Origin of the sequence: Maritalea myrionectae (assembly GCF_003433515.1) — a bacterium.
Classification (GTDB): domain Bacteria; phylum Pseudomonadota; class Alphaproteobacteria; order Rhizobiales; family Devosiaceae; genus Maritalea; species Maritalea myrionectae.
This window is the reverse complement of record NZ_CP021330.1, coordinates 635,001-650,801: the sequence shown is the minus strand read 5'-3', so window position 1 is coordinate 650,801 and position 15,801 is coordinate 635,001. Positions and strand designations below refer to the sequence as shown.

The following is a 15,801-nucleotide window of genomic DNA, read 5'->3' as shown; positions in this document are numbered from 1 at the left end:
TTGACCGGTTTACCAACATCTTGCGCATGGCTCAGCGACAACTCAGGCCATAGTGGCAATATAAACGCCGTAAAGCACAAGGAACCCCAAGCCCACCCAGCGCGATATCGCGCCGCGCTTAAGGGCGATAACCAGCATCAAAATGCTCGCGGCCAGCATCACCCAAATATCGACAACCACGATAGAGCTGGGGAAGTCTATGGGTTTCACAAGCGACGTCGCCCCCAGAATAAACCAGACATTATAAATATTGCTGCCGATCACATTGCCCAGCGCAAGGTCAGATTTCCTTTTGAGCGCGGCAACGATGGAGGTCACCAGTTCAGGCAATGACGTGCCTACGGCAACAATGGTCAAGCCAATGATGGTTTCAGAAATTCCCCAGGCACGCGAGAGCTTGATCGCGCCGGACACCAGAAACTGCGCGCCCAAAATCGTCAGGACGATTCCAACGACCGCCAAAACGAGCCCAACCCACAATTTTTGCGTCCAGGGCTCGGCAATCTCCACCTCGGCCCGATGCAGCTCTGCCGAGGGCTGTTGCGTGTTGCGCTCGTTTAAATAGCTGTAAAACAGATAAGCGGCGAGCAGCAGAATAAACAGCACGCCCACCCACAAATTCATATGCCCCCAGAGGGAAACCGCCACACAACTTAGGGCCGCCAGAACCAGCACAAAACCATCGCGACGAATCGCGGCAGGCTGGCAGGCGATGGGATAAATAAGGGCGGCCGTACCCAGGATCAGCAAAATATTGGCAATATTGCTGCCCACCACATTGCCCACGGCGATGCCGGGCGACCCGGCCAGCGCGGCCTGAATGCTGGTCACCAATTCAGGGGTGGATGTGCCAAACCCCACAAGGGTGAGGCCGATCATCAGTTCTGAAATACCGATCTTGCGCGCAACTGCAACCGAGCCGCGCACCAACGTATCGCCGCCAACAAGCAGCAGAATTAAACCGAGAACAATTTCCATGGGTCACTCTTTTGGCAATCGCCAAATTGCATCAATTGCTGTGAGAAATAGAAGCGCATTGCCACACACGGTAGCCAATTTGCGGCGCGACTTAAACCCTTGCACCGGCAAGGGGGCAAAAACATAGCTCAAATTTCAAAAGAGATTGGTTGCGGGGGTAGGATTTGAACCTACGACCTTCAGGTTATGAGCCTGACGAGCTACCGGGCTGCTCCACCCCGCGTCAAATGTCGAAATTTTTGACAACGTGTTGAAACACGATCATCGTCAATCAAAGACAGCGCCTGTATAGGGGGGATTCATGTGTTTGTGAAGGGTTATTTCGCATAAATTCAAAAAAAAATTCATAAAACGGTGACATGTCGCCTTGCGCTCGAAATTACCTCTAGTTTAGGCTGAAATCTCCCTGCGAAAAGAAGAGATATCCTATGAAATTCAATCAACTTGGGCGCACCGATATAAAGGTGAGCGAAATCTGCTTGGGCACCATGACCTGGGGCCGTCAGAACACCGAACAAGAAGCCCATGAGCAAATGGATTATGCCCTCGATCAGGACATCAATTTTTTTGATACGGCTGAGCTTTATGCGGTGCCGACCAATGAAGAGACCCAAGGGCTGACCGAAGAATATATTGGCAGCTGGTTCAAAAAATCAGGCAAGCGCGATCAGGTGGTCTTGGCCACCAAAATTGCTGGCGAAGGCGTGTCGTGGATTCGCGATGGTGAACCAATCACCGGCGCCGCCATTCGTCGCGCGGTTGAAGGCAGCTTGTCCCGGCTGCAAACCGACTATATCGACCTTTACCAACTTCATTGGCCCAATCGCGGACATTACCATTTCAACACGGGATTTGATTACGATCCGAGCAATCAAGACACGGCTGAGGTGAAAGCCAATATGCTTGAGGTGCTTGAAACGCTCGACGCCTTGGTGCGTGATGGCAAAATCCGCCATGTCGGCCTGTCGAACGAAACAGCGTGGGGCACCATGCAATTTGTCAATCTGGCCGAGCAATATGGGTTGCCGCGCATGGCCTCAATCCAAAATGAATATGGCCTATTGCGCCGCTATTTCGACCATGATCTGGCTGAAGTCGCCCACCATGAGCAGGTTGGCTTGTTGGCGTATTCCGCCTTGGCGGCGGGTGCTCTCTCTGGCAAATATTTGGATGGCAACATCCCAAAAGGCACGCGCGGCGATCTGGTAAAAGCCACCATCTATCGCAACTCCACCCACTCAGAACCTGCCATTCGCGCATATATGGCACTGGCTGAAAAACATGGGCTGGATGTGTGCCAAATGGCACTGGCCTTCTGCCTCACCCGCCCATTCATGACCTCAGTGATCATTGGGGCCACCAATATGGATCAGCTCAAAACAGACATCGCGGCGAAAGACATCGAATTGTCCAAGGACGTGATGGCCGGTATTGCCGAGATTTACCGGCAATACCCGATGCCGATCTAAATCACGGCTCAAATTGGGCGGCGATGAAGCCATTCAACGCTGCCCAATAGCCATCCACAAACGCCTCACTGCCCCATAGCATCACTTTACCAAGTAGCCACAGCCCATCATTGCCACTCATGGGTTTACGTTCGTCCACGGGCAGCATGCTGTGCCCCGCCTCATCAAACCAGACCACTCGGAGTTGATCCTCCGGCACCAACCGCTCAAATGTCTCAACACTATTCTGTGCGTCCACCTGGCCATCCCGGCCGCCTGCGAGCAACAAGATGGGCATGGCCGGCAGGGCAGCCAAATCCTGGGTCATATCCGCGCCCGCATTGCGCACGGCAAAGTCCCACCATTGCTCGGTAAAATCATCCGCATCAAAAAACTCAACACCTTCACTCAAGCGCACATAATCTTGATAGCTGCCCCCATTTTCGATCAGTGCATCCAACTGCGCTTCCGCCGCAATTTTCGCGTCACTGTCCGGGGCAAAACTGCGGCGAAGCTGGGTCATATAATTGGACTGGGCCATCCAATTGATCGCAGGGGACACAAACACCATAAACTCGACCTGATGAGCCGCCGCATCAATTTTGGGCATCACCCAGCCAGCTTGCGAAAAGCCCAGCACCCCGACCTGATCCACATTGACGCTGCTTTGGCTGCGCAACGCCTCAATGCCCGCTTCCACAAGCGCCGCTCGATCAGCCATTGAGAAGGAAAGCCAATCACCTTCCGACGCTTCAACGCCCGGCTTGTCCCATGAAAGGGTGCACCAACCTTGTTGGGCGAACGTGCTGAAATAGGGGTCAAAATAGCCAAAAGCGCCGCGGTCCATCGCGCCATCCCCATGCACAAAGACAATGCAATCAATCGGCTCACCATCATAGTTTTTCGGCAATATGATCTGCCCTGCGACCTGATTTTCTTGAAAATCAAATTCAATTTGCCTTGTCGCATGCACTGCATCAGGGGAAAGAAACACAAAAGCCAACGCCACAAGCACCACGCCAAACACAGCGCTTGTGCCAAAAACCGCTCCTCGAGAAATCATATCAACACCGATTAATAGAATAATTGTTCGCTTAATTATCATAGCTTGAGAATTGTGCAAGCATAATTTATAGAATGGGTATTCTATCAAAGGACTTTTTATGGCGCGGAAAAAAGATGACGCCCTGCACGTAAAGCGCAAAAGCCAGATTTTGGCAGCCGCACGTGCCTGCTTCATTGAGCATGGCATCCACCAAACATCGATGCAGCAAATCTGTTCCCGGGGGGAAATCAGCCCCGGCGCGCTCTACCGCTATTTCCCGTCAAAACAATCCATCATCGAGGCCATCGCCGCCAGTGAGCATCAATCCAACACCGACCTGATCGACTTTCTGGCTGAGGCCAAAGACCCGGTGGCCGCGTTGCAAGAGGCGGTCCCCGACCTGCTGGACCATGTTCTTGATCCAGATTTTGCCCGCCTGATGGTGGAGATCAGCGCTGAAGCGAGCCGCAACACCTCCATATCCAAAACCTTTGATGAGGTGGAAGCACAATTCCAAACCGAGCTGGAGAAAATTTTCAATCGGGCCGCAAAGCCATTCTCTTTAAAGCGCGACCAGCACATTAAAGCACAGATTTTCATTTTTCTGGCGCTGCTCGATGGGTTGGTCGCGCGGGCCGCTCATAATGATCTACCACCGCGCAAACAATTGGTCATGAGCGTGCAAAAAACCATCCGCGGGCTCTTTGCCTAGTCGCATTCAACATAAAAAGCCCTCGCCATCATTCCATTTATCGGTATGATTATGAAAACCAACTCGAATTAGGGGGCGCAGTCGGTATGGCACTTATTTCTACGCTTTTGCCGCTCATTTTTTGGCTGAGCTACGGCACCATATCCAAACAAATCAGCCGCAAGCGTCCCTCCATTACCGCGATGATGATTCACCAGCGCTATCGCTGGGTCGCCAATGCCGTCCGGCGCGACACCCCGTTTGATGCCATCCTCACGGGCAACATCATGAATTCGGTGTCCTTCTTTGCGTCCAGTTCGGTGCTGTTGATTTTGGCCATGTTTGCCATCTTCGGGCAATTGAACGAATTGCTACCGGCCCTGCGCACCGTGCAGGTCAATGGCGCCTATAGCGTGGGTGAATATCAACTGCATCTGATCATTATGTTGGTGATGGTGGTCTTGGCCTTTCTTTCGTTCACCCTATCGTTGCGACAGTTCAATCACTTTTGCATTTTGCTGGGCGCAGCCGACCACAGCGAAACCGCCGACCCTGAAGAAACAGCCGCCATGGCGCAACTAAATGCCCAGGGCGCTCGCTATTTCAACAACGGCATCCGCGCCTATTATTTTTCCATCGCCAATGTGGGCTGGTTTATTTCTGCTGAAATCGGCATCGGCTTGGCGATCCTGACATTTATATTCATTGTGCACCGCGAATTTCTATCAAAATCAAACGAAGCCATTTCGCGCCTGCCCCAACCCAAGGACAAATCTTAAATCATGAACTTCAAATCAATTGCCCTGTCGGCAGTGCTGCTATTGCTTTGTCAGCCAGCCTTTGCACAAGACAACCAATTCACGGTGGACGACGAAACCGAAATGCAAAATTGCTGGGAGGCTGTGACCGATCTCAATTTGCAGGGCGAAGACCACACCTTGCAAGAGTGCATTGGCGCCGCGTCAAAAGTCTGCATGGAAGAGGAAGAAGGCGGCATGACCACAATGGGCATGGCGTCCTGCATCATGCGCGAAAACTCATGGTGGGACAGTATTCTCAACATTAATTATCAAAATTTGAAGCAGGTGCTTGAGCCAAACCAATTTGAAGATTTGCGCGATGCTCAGCGCAAATGGATCGCTTATCGCGATGCGTCATGCGCCTTCCACTATAATTATTGGGGCAATGGCACCATGCGCACCACAGCTTTTGCCAGCTGCATGCTCGACACAACTGCCCAGCGCGCTGCGGAGCTAAGCGGCATTCTCGACATGTCGATGATGTAAGCAAAAATGGTTGAGCCATTTAAGAACTTCTTTTCAATTGCGGTCATTCGACGGATGGCCGCAATTTTGTCTGCGCAGTCGCCAAATTTTGATGCAGACCATTTCGTTGCGGTCGCATCAATTGACCATGAAACCAACGAACTCAAACAGCGCAGTCAGCAAATTCAAACCGCGCTTAAAGCAACATTGCCCAATCAATTGGACGACCTCGCTCCGATTTTGCTGGGCGCTTTGGGGCCGGAGGCCCCAATTGATGGCGGCGTCACCAGCAATGATCGCGACGGGTTAAACGGCTTTGCGATTATGCCCATTTGCGATTTCGTGGCTGAGATCGGCATTCATGATTGGCCCAAAGCCGCGGCGCTTTTCGAGGAGCTGACCAAGCGGTTTAGCGCCGAGTTTGCTGTGCGACCCTTCCTTGCAAAAGACCCTGAGGCGACGCTCAAAACCTTTCACCGCTGGGCCAAAAGCGACAATCCCCATGTGCGCCGCTTGGCCTCTGAGGGGTGCCGCCCATTGCTGCCGTGGGGCATCAGGTTACATGCTTTTGTTAAAGACCCGACCCCGCTCTTGCCAATCTTGGAGACTTTGAAAGACGACCCCACAGAATATGTGCGTCGGTCTGTCGCCAACAATATCAATGATATCGCCAAAAATCATCCTGATCTTGTGGCTGATCTGGCGGCCCGATGGATGCAAGATGCCAGCAAAAATCGGCAACGGCTTGTGCGTCACGCTTGCCGCACCTTGATCAAAAAAGGACACCCACCGACTTTGGCTGCGCTCGGCTATAAGCCGATCGAACTGGACCAAAGCAAATTTGAAATTCTCACCCCGACTGTAGAATTCGGCACCGGCTTGAAATTCAAATATTTGCTGACCCCGCATGCCCGGGGCCCGCACCCCTATATTCTGGATTTCGCCATCCACTTCAAAAAAGCAAATGGCGAGCTTTCGCCGAAAGTGTTTAAGCTGAGTACAGGAACAATGGAAAGGAACACGCCATTGGCCGGCGAAAAGACGGTGCCGATCAAACCGATCACCACCCGCACATTCTACCCCGGCATCCACAAGCTGGAGCTTTTCCTCAATGGCCGATCATTGGGTGTCGAAAGTTTTGAATTGCAAATGCCCATTTAGCACCGCCACACGTGTCGCTGGCGGAAAGATACGCACACACAATGCAATCACATGCTAGGGCGATAAAAGTGCCTTAGATGGCAAGCCAAACAACAAGTGAGAGCAATCCAAACAGGACTATAAATTCACGCAATACCATACTCATGAAATCTAATATTGAACAAATGCCTTAAAAATCGGTTTAAGCAGCGCCGGCCACACCACCAGGCGGCACAAGCTGATGGTTCAAACCTAAAAGCAATCACTTTTGTCGCCCCGCATCCATTTCACCAGACTGTCATGAATAAACCCATATTGGAAAATGTGATGGCTGTTCACTTTCGTGCCGTCGCCAGCAGCCTCCAGCTGTGTGGAAGACATCACCACAAAGCCCTTTGTCTTGTCTGATAGCTGTGTCACCCCATGGTCCTGTTTCCAAACTACCAAGCGCTCTTTCCCATCTTCATTGGTCAGTTCGGCTTTGAATTCCATCACAATCGAGGCACCCGGATAGGGTATGCCATCATAAATCCGCCCCGGCATGGTCACCTTGCGCCGATAGCCATCATAACAAGACTTCAATTCGCGCATAATTTTGCGAGCATTTGGCAGTGAAATGGCCACCATGTCCGATTTTGCAGAGATAAAACTGTTGTTGCTCGACTTTTGCTCAAGCTCCGCGCCTGTTCGCGTTGCCGCACTGCAGCCAGATAGGATCAAAGCCGCCAATAACACACCAAATTTTCTCATAACCATCCATTTCGCGGAATGACAAGGGATAACAATTGGCTGAATTACATAGGATTATTCCGCCAACACAGGGTGTTGCCGTATATGGATGCGACTATTGCTGCCAACGCAAATTTGGAAGAGGCACGATCTATAGCGCGAGCCAAACCACCAGAGTGAGCAATACAATAAAGAAAATATATTCACGCAAAATTATATTCATAAAACCATATAATTAACTAATTTGTTAATAATATAGTTTCTATAGACGACCCTGGCTCAAACTTCAACCATTCCCGCGAGTATTTTGGCAAAGAATGGAAGAAGCCTGACCTTCACTCAGCGTTTCCTAGCTCAAACAAATCATGCACGCTGACATTCAGCACCGCCGCCAATTTCAAGGCCAACACAGTCGATGGCACAAACACATGATTTTCAACCGTGTTGATGGTTTTGCGCGACACGCCGACCTCTTCAGCAAGTTGCGCCTGGGTTAGTCCTGCCTTTTTGCGGATCTCGGCCAAATGTGAAACTAAACTCATGCTCGCCCCTTCACATCGGCCCAAACAAAGCTCAGCAAATAGGCCGCCGCGGTGAGCGTGCCCATGGCGGCAAATGCGGTGGGATAGCTCACCCAATCCTGCCAGAGGGGCACGGCAAACGCCGGATAAAGCAATATCGCCACCCAAAAGCCAATGCCTTCGGCTTGCTTGCGGTCAGCAACATAGCCTTCGTCAGTCGCGCGGCGGGCGTTGGCATTGCCTGCTGCAAACGCTGCAATCGCAATGAGAATACTGCTGGCCACCCCGAAAAGGCCGGGCACCCAAAAGGCAAAGGGTTGCGGCGTGCCCATGGCCAAAGCCGCCGCGCCATAAACAAGACAGACCAGACCCGTAAGACCCAACATCCCAGTGCGTACATTTGTGAATAATTCAGACGTCATGTTTCGCTCCTATTTGTAACCTTAAGGTGACATATAGGACATCAAAAATGTAACGTCAAGGTTACACATTGATTTAGTGGTGTTCGACGAATTGAAGCGACATATCTGGTTGCGGCACCAAATCGGCCGGCACTTCATCTGCCCAAGGTTCCATTTTCAATTCGGGCCAAAGCGCACAAAGCCGCTCTCCCTTATTGAGGTGGGTTTCCTTGTTGGGCAAATTATAGTTTGGCACCAGATTGAAGGCGAAAATTTCTCGCAACCCAAAGGGCGCATAAAGCTCAAATTGATCCTTATTATTCAGCCGCATCCCAACCGAATGGGTGGTGCAGGCAAACCGGTCAATCGCCTCACGCGAATGGTCGAGTTTGGGATATTCAAAACCAAAATGTGCCGGATACCATAAATGCACCCGCGCCTGATTGCGCACCTCAACCGGCACCTGCATGCCTGCAAAAACCGCTTCGGCGTCATTGATGATCTTGTCTTCATCATCATAGGTGGTCGCCCCCGCATCATGATAAAAGATGTCAACATCCTTCACCCCATGCATCGGCGGACGCTCGGTCAAATAATTCCAAACATTGTTGTAAATCGCGCCGGAAACAATCCACGCATCCGGCAAATCCATGGCGCGCAACCGCGCAAAATAATCATAAAGCGGACCAAATTCGCGGCACATCTTAAAAATCAGCGCCGCTTGTTCATCTATGTCCGCATCAGCAAATTTCAAATAGGTCATGGGCAGAACCTACCCGATTCCCCTCGCCTTCAGAAGAACAAAATAGGCACAAAGAGATAAGCTCAACGAACTATTGCGGCGTGATCACCACCCGCACCTTATTGGGCCAAAATGCCATATAGCCTTTTAAGGCGTTTGAAAACTCGAAGGGATTTTCATATGCCCACCCCAATTCGTCATCACGAAAGGCATAATAGCTGGCATCACCCTTAAGTGGACAATGGGTGGTTTTGTCCAATCGATCCAGCGGCACCGTCACCTCATCTTGCGGCACATAGATAACAGGCGGATAAAGCGTTTTGCCCACTTCCTGCAGCCACACCGCATTGTCTGTCGCGATCAATTGGTCTTCACCAATCATGATTTCCACATGCGCGCCCACAGGCTGCACCCGCATAAAATGCTGTGGTTGATCGGGCCGCGCCGCCACGCCTTTAAGCGCCAATTCCACGTTTAGATCATTCACTGTCTCAACCATTCTATCCTCCAATCGGATTAGATTTTGGGCCGCGCCAGCGCAAAAATATCCTTCACCGCCGCATAGTTGAAATAGCCGAGGCGCCCAACGGCGGCAACCGCTGCCTCATCAATCATACCATCAGTGATCAAGTCGGATTGGATATGCACCCGCACCACCTCGCCGATGATAAAGTAATTATTGATTTTGGTGCCCTTATGATCTTCCAGCTGCTTGATTTCCACCAGCTTGCATTCAAAAGAGGCTGGCGCACCTGCCAACCGTGGCACATCAACCATTTCGCCGGGCAAGGTCTCAAGGCCCAGTGTTTCAATCTCGCTCATTTCTTCGGCATAAGGCGCGCTGGTGGCATTCATCTGCTCGACCAGCTCCAATCCAGCCACATTATGCACAAACGCGCCAGTGGCCTCGATATTACGCAAACTGTCTTTTCGGCCAGAGGAAGAAAACCCGAGCAAGGGTGGATTTTCGCTCAGGGCATTGAAAAACGAATAGGGCGCAAGGTTGCTGATCCCATCTGCACTGCGCGAGGAAATCCAGCCAATCGGGCGTGGCGAAATCAGCGCCTTAAACGGATTATGTTTCAACCCATGTCCGTCCGCCGGATTGTAAGAATGGAATGACACTATTTTCTCCTTCTAAGACTTGATCAGCTGCCAGGCACGATCCGGCCCGCTTACCTCAACCACCATGTCAAAATCATCTGCACGCTGCATCATATGCCGGGTGATCCGCTCATAATATTGAATAAATCGGGCAATCCGCGTCTGATCCTCTGCCGTTGCCACCCGACCTACCGCCGCCAAATTCTCTTGTTCCTGCTGCCAACGCCAATCAAAAATTTGCGAGAACGCGCACGGCTTTAAATAGAGCTTATGCACCATCATCTGCCACAAGGGGTAATAGTGCGCCAAAAGATGCTGATTGACCGCCCGTCGCCACACCCCAGCCGCATCTTCGTCCTGCTCCAATCCATTGATCGGCTCTTGTAGCGCTGGTTCGCGCTGAGGCGCCACGCCGACACACCACCCTTCCAAAAGGATCAATTTTGGTGGCCGCGTCACCTCATGCCAATCTGACTCCGGCGCACGATCGTCCAGAGCTTTGATAAATCGCGGCAGCCTCATACCCGGCGCAATTTCGCCGCGCTGCAGTGTGCCCAGCACATCGCGCAGCATCTCCACATCATGTGTCCCCGGCACACCGCGTGTTGCAAATAAAGGATGCACCTCATCCGCCAATTTCACCCGCGCCGCTTTTGTCAGATAGAAATCATCAAGGCTGAGCACCAGCACATCCTCGCCAAAGTGCCCCTGCACTTCCTGCGCCAGATAGCTTTTGCCAATACCTTGGCCTCCCGCTAGGCCGACCAAGGGGCAATTGTTTTCCCCCATCAAGCGCCCGTAGCTCGCGATCAGTCGATCTTTAATATCTTGCTTTCTCATTTGTAATCTCTAAAACTCATCTTTTTATTGCAGCAAATAGACCAACCGAATATTTGATAATCAAACCAAATCACGTGCCGCCCGAAAGCCTTCAAATGTTTGCAGCCCTTAAAGAATTTAACAAGACCATTTGGCTCTTGATACTCGCCACCTTTGCCTCGCGCTTCTTCCTCTTCATGGTCTGGCCCTTTCTCGCCATCATGCTGCACAACAAGTTTGGCCTCAACGAATTTGAAATTGGCGCCTTCCTCACGGGCTCGGCTACGGTGGGGGTCATCTTTGGTTTTTATGTCGGCTATCTGTCGGACATCATTGGCCGCCGCAAAATCATCCTAGCCGGCCTGTTCCTCAACATACTCGCCATGGCCGTCATCGGCATCGCCGAGAGCCTGCTGGTGCTGTTTCTGGGCACCTTATTGCAATCATTCGGCCGCGGCATGGTGGAAAACCCCGGCAAAGCGCTGATGACCGATATGGTCAGCGACCGCAAGGTCAAGGATATGGCGCTGCATGTGCGTTATTTCATGCTCAATGTTGGCGCCGCCACCGGCCCGCTTCTCGGCACATTCGTTGGCGCCACCGGCCAGCAATCCACCTTTTTATGGATCTCCGGCCTCTATATGGTCTATTTCACCGCCGCAGCCGTCATCTTCAATATCGAAAAACCGCTCAAGCGGACCATGCAGGGCGATCCACTCAAATTCTCGACAGCGCTTTCCGTACTGCGCAAAGACACGCCTTTTCTCCTGTTCGTCTTCGCGTCATTTATTGGCTTTGTGGGCTACGGCCAAATCGAATCCGGCCTGGTGCAATATTTGCGACAAATGAGCGTGCCCGAACTCACAGAACTTTATGCGACACTGATCCTGATAAATGGCGGGACCGTAATTCTCTTCCAATTCGCCTTGCTCAAACTCATGGAAAACTGGTCGCCCTTTTTGCGGGCCATGTCCGGAGTGATCTTCTTTGCGGGCGGCTTTTTCGGCTTTGCCATCGCGCCCACCGATCCCTGGGTCTGGATTATGGTGGCCATGGGCGTGTTGAGCATTGGTGAGGCGATCCTCTTCCCCACCCTCAACATCATCACCGACCGGCTGGCCCCAGAGCATCTAAAGGGCTCCTATTTCGGCGCCTCGTCGCTCTCCAGTTTCGGCTTTGTGTTCGCGCCCTTGTTTGGCGGCTTTCTGCTGCACCAATTTGGCGGCATGGCCCTCTGGCTCACCATGACTGCGCTGACCCTGTTCGTCGCTGTGCTCTATTTCAGCGCCAATCGACTGAAAGGCGGCATGTTGGAAGGCTGAGTGCCTATTTCAAATGATAGGTCAACGCGTTGGCAATAAACAGGCGCAGCTGATCTTCGGGCAGCGGCTCATCAACAGAAAAATGAATACCGCGATTACCCTCATAATGGAATTCATCGGGAAACATGTGCCGAAAATCATCAATGAGCGTGGTTTGGCAATGTACAAAAACTGCATAATCCTTGAGCTTTGACGGACCGATCCGCACGGTCGTGCCGACACATTTTTTGCTTGGCAGATAGGAGGGCTCACCCCATTTGAGCGTTTCCAACAATTCCCCGATCTCAGGCAAATCCTTTGCCACATCAAAGATTAGATCACGCAACGCCAACAAGCGCGCACGTGAAGGCTCTTCCACCGCGTCAAACTTCGCAGCGATATTTTGTTCTTGAATGTCCATACCGCCCTCCCTCTTCGTTTTAGCCCCTAAACGCAAGAAACCCCACCGGCTATTTCTAGCAGGTGGGGTTTTTTGTATATTTTACATCGTAGAGATAATTTTGCTTTTAGCAGACTTGGCAACGACCTACTCTTCCATGCCTTAAGACAAAGTACCATCGGCGCTGAGGTGTTTAACGTTCGAGTTCGGAATGGGATCGTGTTCTGAGCACCTCGCTATAATCACCAAGTCGGCAAAAAGCAAAATTTCGTGAAGTTAAATATGCTCAGGATGTTTATCCTGAGTGATGATGTTCGTGTTTGGTATTGGTGTTACGGACATTGATTAATGAGAACAATCAAGCCAATCGAGCTATTAGTACCAGTAAGCTTCACACATTGCTGCGCTTCCACACCTGGCCTATCAACGTGGTGGTCTCCCACGGCTCTCAAGGGAATGCTAGTTTCGAAGGAGGCTTCCCGCTTAGATGCTTTCAGCGGTTATCCCGTCCAGATATAGCTACCCTGCTATGCTGCTGGCGCAACAACAGGTCCACCAGAGATCTGTTCACCCCGGTCCTCTCGTACTAGGGGCAACTCTTCTCAACATTCCTACACCCACGGCAGATAGGGACCGAACTGTCTCACGACGTTCTAAACCCAGCTCGCGTACCGCTTTAATTGGCGAACAGCCAAACCCTTGGGACCTGCTCCAGCCCCAGGATGCGATGAGCCGACATCGAGGTGCCAAACAATGCCGTCGATATGGACTCTTGGGCATCATCAGCCTGTTATCCCCGGCGTACCTTTTATCCGTTGAGCGATGGCCCTTCCACGCGGGACCACCGGATCACTATGACCGACTTTCGTCTCTGCTCGACTTGTCAGTCTCGCAGTCAGGCGGGCTTATGCCATTGCACTCGACGACCGATTTCCGACCGGTCTGAGCCCACCATCGCGCGCCTCCGTTACTCTTTGGGAGGCGACCGCCCCAGTCAAACTACCCACCACACACTGTCCCGGACGCTGTTACGCCGCGGTTAGACATACATGACGATAAGGGTGGTATCTCACATTGCGGCTCCATAGCAACTAGCGTCACTATTTCAAAGCCTACCACCTATTCTGCACATGCCGACACGAATGCCAGTGTGAAGCTATAGTAAAGGTGCACGGGGTCTTTCCGTCTAACCGCAGGAACCCCGCATCTTCACGGGGAGTTCAATTTCGCTGAGTCTATGCTGGAGACAGTGGGGAAGTCGTTACGCCATTCGTGCAGGTCGGAACTTACCCGACAAGGAATTTCGCTACCTTAGGACCGTTATAGTTACGGCCGCCGTTTACTGGGGCTTCAATTCAATGCTCTCACATCTCCTTTTAACCTTCCAGCACCGGGCAGGCGTCAGACCCTATACGTCGTATTGCTACTTCGCAGAGCCCTATGTTTTTAGTAAACAGTCGCCACCCCCTGGTCTGTGCCACCCTCCCTGAGTTGCCTCAAAAAGGGTCACGCTTATCCCGAAGTTACGCGTGCAATTTGCCGAGTTCCTTCAGCATAGTTCTCTCAAGCGCCTTAGTATTCTCTACCTGTCCACCTGTGTTGGTTTAGAGTACGGTCTATGTTGGTGGAGCTATTTCCTGGAACCTGCTCACGGCCAGAACCAATCCGATAAGGACTGACCGATCTACAAATTCGTCACTACCACCAGGTACAGGAATATTAACCTGTTTCCCATCGTCTACGACTTTCGTCCTCGACTTAGGGGCCGACTAACCCTGCGCTGATTAGCATTGCGCAGGAACCCTTGGACTTTCGGCGAGAGTGTCTCTCACACTCTTTATCGCTACTCATGTCAGCATTCGCACTTCTGATATCTCCAGGACCCCTCACGGGTATCCCTTCGCAGACTTACAGAACGCTCCGCTACCGCTTACACTAAAAGTGTAAACCCTAAGCTTCGGTGCATGGTTTGAGCCCCGGTACATTTTCGCCGCAGGAACGCTTGACCAGTGAGCTGTTACGCTATCTTTAAAGGATGGCTGCTTCTAAGCCAACCTCCTGGTTGTCTGTGCATTCCCACAAGCTTTCCCACTTAACCATGACTTTGGGACCTTAGCTGTAGGTCAGGGCTGTTTCCCTCTCCACTACGGACCTTAGCACCCGCAGTGTGTCTGCCAGATATTACTTCCAGGTATTCGGAGTTTGGTTAGGTTTGGTAATCCGTTGGGGACCCCTAGCCCATCCAGTGCTCTACCCCCTGGAGTATTCGTCTGACGCTCTACCTAAATAGATTTCGCGGAGAACCAGCTATTTCCAAGTTTGATTGGCCTTTCACCCCTAGCCACAGGTCATCCCGTTCTTTTTCAACAGAAGTGGGTTCGGCCCTTCAGTAAGTGTTACCTCACCTTCAGCCTGCCCATGGCTAGATCACTTGGTTTCGGGTCTAATCCAACATACTCAACGCCCTATTCAGACTCGCTTTCGCTACGCATACACCTAACGGTTTAAGCTTGCATGTTAGATTAAGTCGCTGACCCATTATACAAAAGGTACGCCGTCACCCTTGCGGGCTCCGACTGTTTGTAGGCATCCAGTTTCAGGAACTATTTCACTCCCCTCGTCGGGGTGCTTTTCACCTTTCCCTCACGGTACTTGTTCACTATCGGTCGCACACGAGTACTTAGGCTTGGAGGGTGGTCCCCCCATGTTCAGACAGAATTTCACGTGTTCCGCCTTACTCGAGGACCTATATGCTTTCTACCAGTACGGGGCTATCACCCACTATGGCTGAGCTTTCCAGCTCATTCCTGTTCTTACATATAGGCCACTGGCCTGGTCCGCGTTCGCTCGCCACTACTAACGGAGTCTCGGTTGATGTCCTTTCCTCTGGGTACTTAGATGTTTCAGTTCCCCAGGTTAGCTCCCTTGCGGGTGACCTAAATGGTCGGGTTTCCCCATTCAGAAATCATCGGATCAAAGCTTATTCGCAGCTCCCCGATGCTTATCGCAGCGTATCACGTCTTTCATCGCCTGTGTGCGCCAAGGCATCCACTAAATGCCCTTAAGACACTTGATTGTTCTCATTATCAATATCCGCAATTCAGGCCGTGCAGCCTATACGAATCGTCAGATTTGATAAGGTTAGATCAAATTTTAATTTAACTTCACGAAGATCAAATGTTCTCCCCGGGGTGCGGGTCAAACAAACAAATGAACT

At 51.6% G+C, this 15,801-nt stretch carries 16 protein-coding genes, 1 tRNA gene and 2 rRNA genes; 6 read left to right on the top strand and 13 right to left on the bottom strand.

Features of this window, described 5'->3' with window-relative positions:
- Window positions 1-42: 42 nt before the first annotated feature.
- Both MXMO3_RS03250 and MXMO3_RS03245 read right to left on the bottom strand, forming a co-directional pair.
- The gene (locus MXMO3_RS03250) at window positions 43-978 is read right to left on the bottom strand and encodes a calcium/sodium antiporter (protein ID WP_117394926.1); all 936 of its coding nucleotides are present in this window, start codon (window positions 976-978) and stop codon (window positions 43-45) included.
- 146 nt (window positions 979-1,124) lie between these two features.
- A tRNA-Met gene (locus MXMO3_RS03245) sits at window positions 1,125-1,201 on the bottom strand.
- Window positions 1,202-1,406: 205 nt separating this feature from the next.
- Here MXMO3_RS03245 and MXMO3_RS03240 point away from each other — a divergent pair.
- On the top strand, window positions 1,407-2,447 hold the full coding sequence (locus MXMO3_RS03240) for an aldo/keto reductase (protein WP_117394925.1): 1,041 nt from the start codon (window positions 1,407-1,409) through the stop codon (window positions 2,445-2,447).
- Window position 2,448: 1 nt separating this feature from the next.
- Here the strand turns inward: MXMO3_RS03240 and MXMO3_RS03235 are convergent, their stop codons facing one another.
- A complete protein-coding gene (locus MXMO3_RS03235; protein WP_162889114.1) occupies window positions 2,449-3,489 on the bottom strand; it encodes an alpha/beta hydrolase family protein in 1,041 nt (346 codons plus the stop codon).
- A 100-nt stretch (window positions 3,490-3,589) separates the two neighbouring features.
- Between MXMO3_RS03235 and MXMO3_RS18600 the strand changes: the two genes are divergently transcribed.
- The 4 genes from MXMO3_RS18600 to MXMO3_RS03210 all read left to right on the top strand — a co-directional run bounded on the left by MXMO3_RS18600 (window position 3,590) and on the right by MXMO3_RS03210 (window position 6,588).
- The gene (locus MXMO3_RS18600; RefSeq protein ID WP_162889113.1) at window positions 3,590-4,183 is read left to right on the top strand and encodes a TetR/AcrR family transcriptional regulator; all 594 of its coding nucleotides are present in this window, start codon (window positions 3,590-3,592) and stop codon (window positions 4,181-4,183) included.
- 86 nt (window positions 4,184-4,269) lie between these two features.
- Window positions 4,270-4,941 carry a DUF599 domain-containing protein gene (locus MXMO3_RS03220; RefSeq protein ID WP_027835094.1) on the top strand — a complete coding sequence of 224 codons (672 nt, stop codon included), beginning with the start codon at window positions 4,270-4,272 and terminating at the stop codon, window positions 4,939-4,941.
- A 3-nt stretch (window positions 4,942-4,944) separates the two neighbouring features.
- Window positions 4,945-5,448 (top strand): lysozyme inhibitor LprI family protein, encoded by a 504-nt coding sequence (locus tag MXMO3_RS03215; RefSeq protein WP_117394922.1) that lies wholly within the window; start codon window positions 4,945-4,947, stop codon window positions 5,446-5,448.
- 6 nt (window positions 5,449-5,454) lie between these two features.
- Window positions 5,455-6,588 carry a DNA alkylation repair protein gene (locus MXMO3_RS03210; RefSeq protein WP_117394921.1) on the top strand — a complete coding sequence of 378 codons (1,134 nt, stop codon included), beginning with the start codon at window positions 5,455-5,457 and terminating at the stop codon, window positions 6,586-6,588.
- Between the two features lie 231 nt (window positions 6,589-6,819).
- Here the strand turns inward: MXMO3_RS03210 and MXMO3_RS03205 are convergent, their stop codons facing one another.
- The 7 genes from MXMO3_RS03205 to MXMO3_RS03175 form a co-directional block, all read right to left on the bottom strand.
- The gene (locus MXMO3_RS03205; protein ID WP_117394920.1) at window positions 6,820-7,317 is read right to left on the bottom strand and encodes a hypothetical protein; all 498 of its coding nucleotides are present in this window, start codon (window positions 7,315-7,317) and stop codon (window positions 6,820-6,822) included.
- Between the two features lie 314 nt (window positions 7,318-7,631).
- Complete coding sequence (locus MXMO3_RS03200) at window positions 7,632-7,838, bottom strand: helix-turn-helix transcriptional regulator (protein ID WP_027835096.1); 207 nt, start codon at window positions 7,836-7,838, stop codon at window positions 7,632-7,634.
- Window positions 7,835-8,239 carry a hypothetical protein gene (locus MXMO3_RS03195; RefSeq protein ID WP_036221926.1) on the bottom strand — a complete coding sequence of 135 codons (405 nt, stop codon included), beginning with the start codon at window positions 8,237-8,239 and terminating at the stop codon, window positions 7,835-7,837. Before MXMO3_RS03195 ends, MXMO3_RS03200 begins: the two co-directional genes overlap by 4 nt.
- Before the next feature lie 73 nt (window positions 8,240-8,312).
- Window positions 8,313-8,981 carry a nucleotidyltransferase family protein gene (locus MXMO3_RS03190; RefSeq protein ID WP_117394919.1) on the bottom strand — a complete coding sequence of 223 codons (669 nt, stop codon included), beginning with the start codon at window positions 8,979-8,981 and terminating at the stop codon, window positions 8,313-8,315.
- Window positions 8,982-9,051: 70 nt separating this feature from the next.
- Window positions 9,052-9,459: a DUF427 domain-containing protein gene (locus MXMO3_RS03185; RefSeq protein WP_117394918.1), complete on the bottom strand. Its 408-nt coding sequence runs from the start codon at window positions 9,457-9,459 to the stop codon at window positions 9,052-9,054.
- A 17-nt stretch (window positions 9,460-9,476) separates the two neighbouring features.
- The gene (locus tag MXMO3_RS03180) at window positions 9,477-10,085 is read right to left on the bottom strand and encodes a flavin reductase family protein (protein WP_117394917.1); all 609 of its coding nucleotides are present in this window, start codon (window positions 10,083-10,085) and stop codon (window positions 9,477-9,479) included.
- Window positions 10,086-10,097: 12 nt separating this feature from the next.
- Window positions 10,098-10,904, bottom strand: coding sequence for a kinase (locus tag MXMO3_RS03175; RefSeq protein ID WP_117394916.1), 807 nt, complete (start codon window positions 10,902-10,904; stop codon window positions 10,098-10,100).
- A 95-nt stretch (window positions 10,905-10,999) separates the two neighbouring features.
- Here MXMO3_RS03175 and MXMO3_RS03170 point away from each other — a divergent pair, with 95 nt between their 5' ends.
- Complete coding sequence (locus MXMO3_RS03170; protein ID WP_162889112.1) at window positions 11,000-12,205, top strand: MFS transporter; 1,206 nt, start codon at window positions 11,000-11,002, stop codon at window positions 12,203-12,205.
- A 4-nt stretch (window positions 12,206-12,209) separates the two neighbouring features.
- On the opposite strand, the gene MXMO3_RS03165 is transcribed toward MXMO3_RS03170, so the two are convergent.
- The 3 genes from MXMO3_RS03165 to MXMO3_RS03155 all read right to left on the bottom strand — a co-directional run bounded on the left by MXMO3_RS03165 (window position 12,210) and on the right by MXMO3_RS03155 (window position 15,660).
- Complete coding sequence (locus MXMO3_RS03165) at window positions 12,210-12,605, bottom strand: DUF1801 domain-containing protein (protein WP_117394914.1); 396 nt, start codon at window positions 12,603-12,605, stop codon at window positions 12,210-12,212.
- 113 nt (window positions 12,606-12,718) lie between these two features.
- Window positions 12,719-12,834: ribosomal RNA gene (gene rrf / locus MXMO3_RS03160) — 5S ribosomal RNA — on the bottom strand.
- Between the two features lie 104 nt (window positions 12,835-12,938).
- A 23S ribosomal RNA gene (locus MXMO3_RS03155) occupies window positions 12,939-15,660 on the bottom strand.
- Window positions 15,661-15,801: the final 141 nt, after the last annotated feature.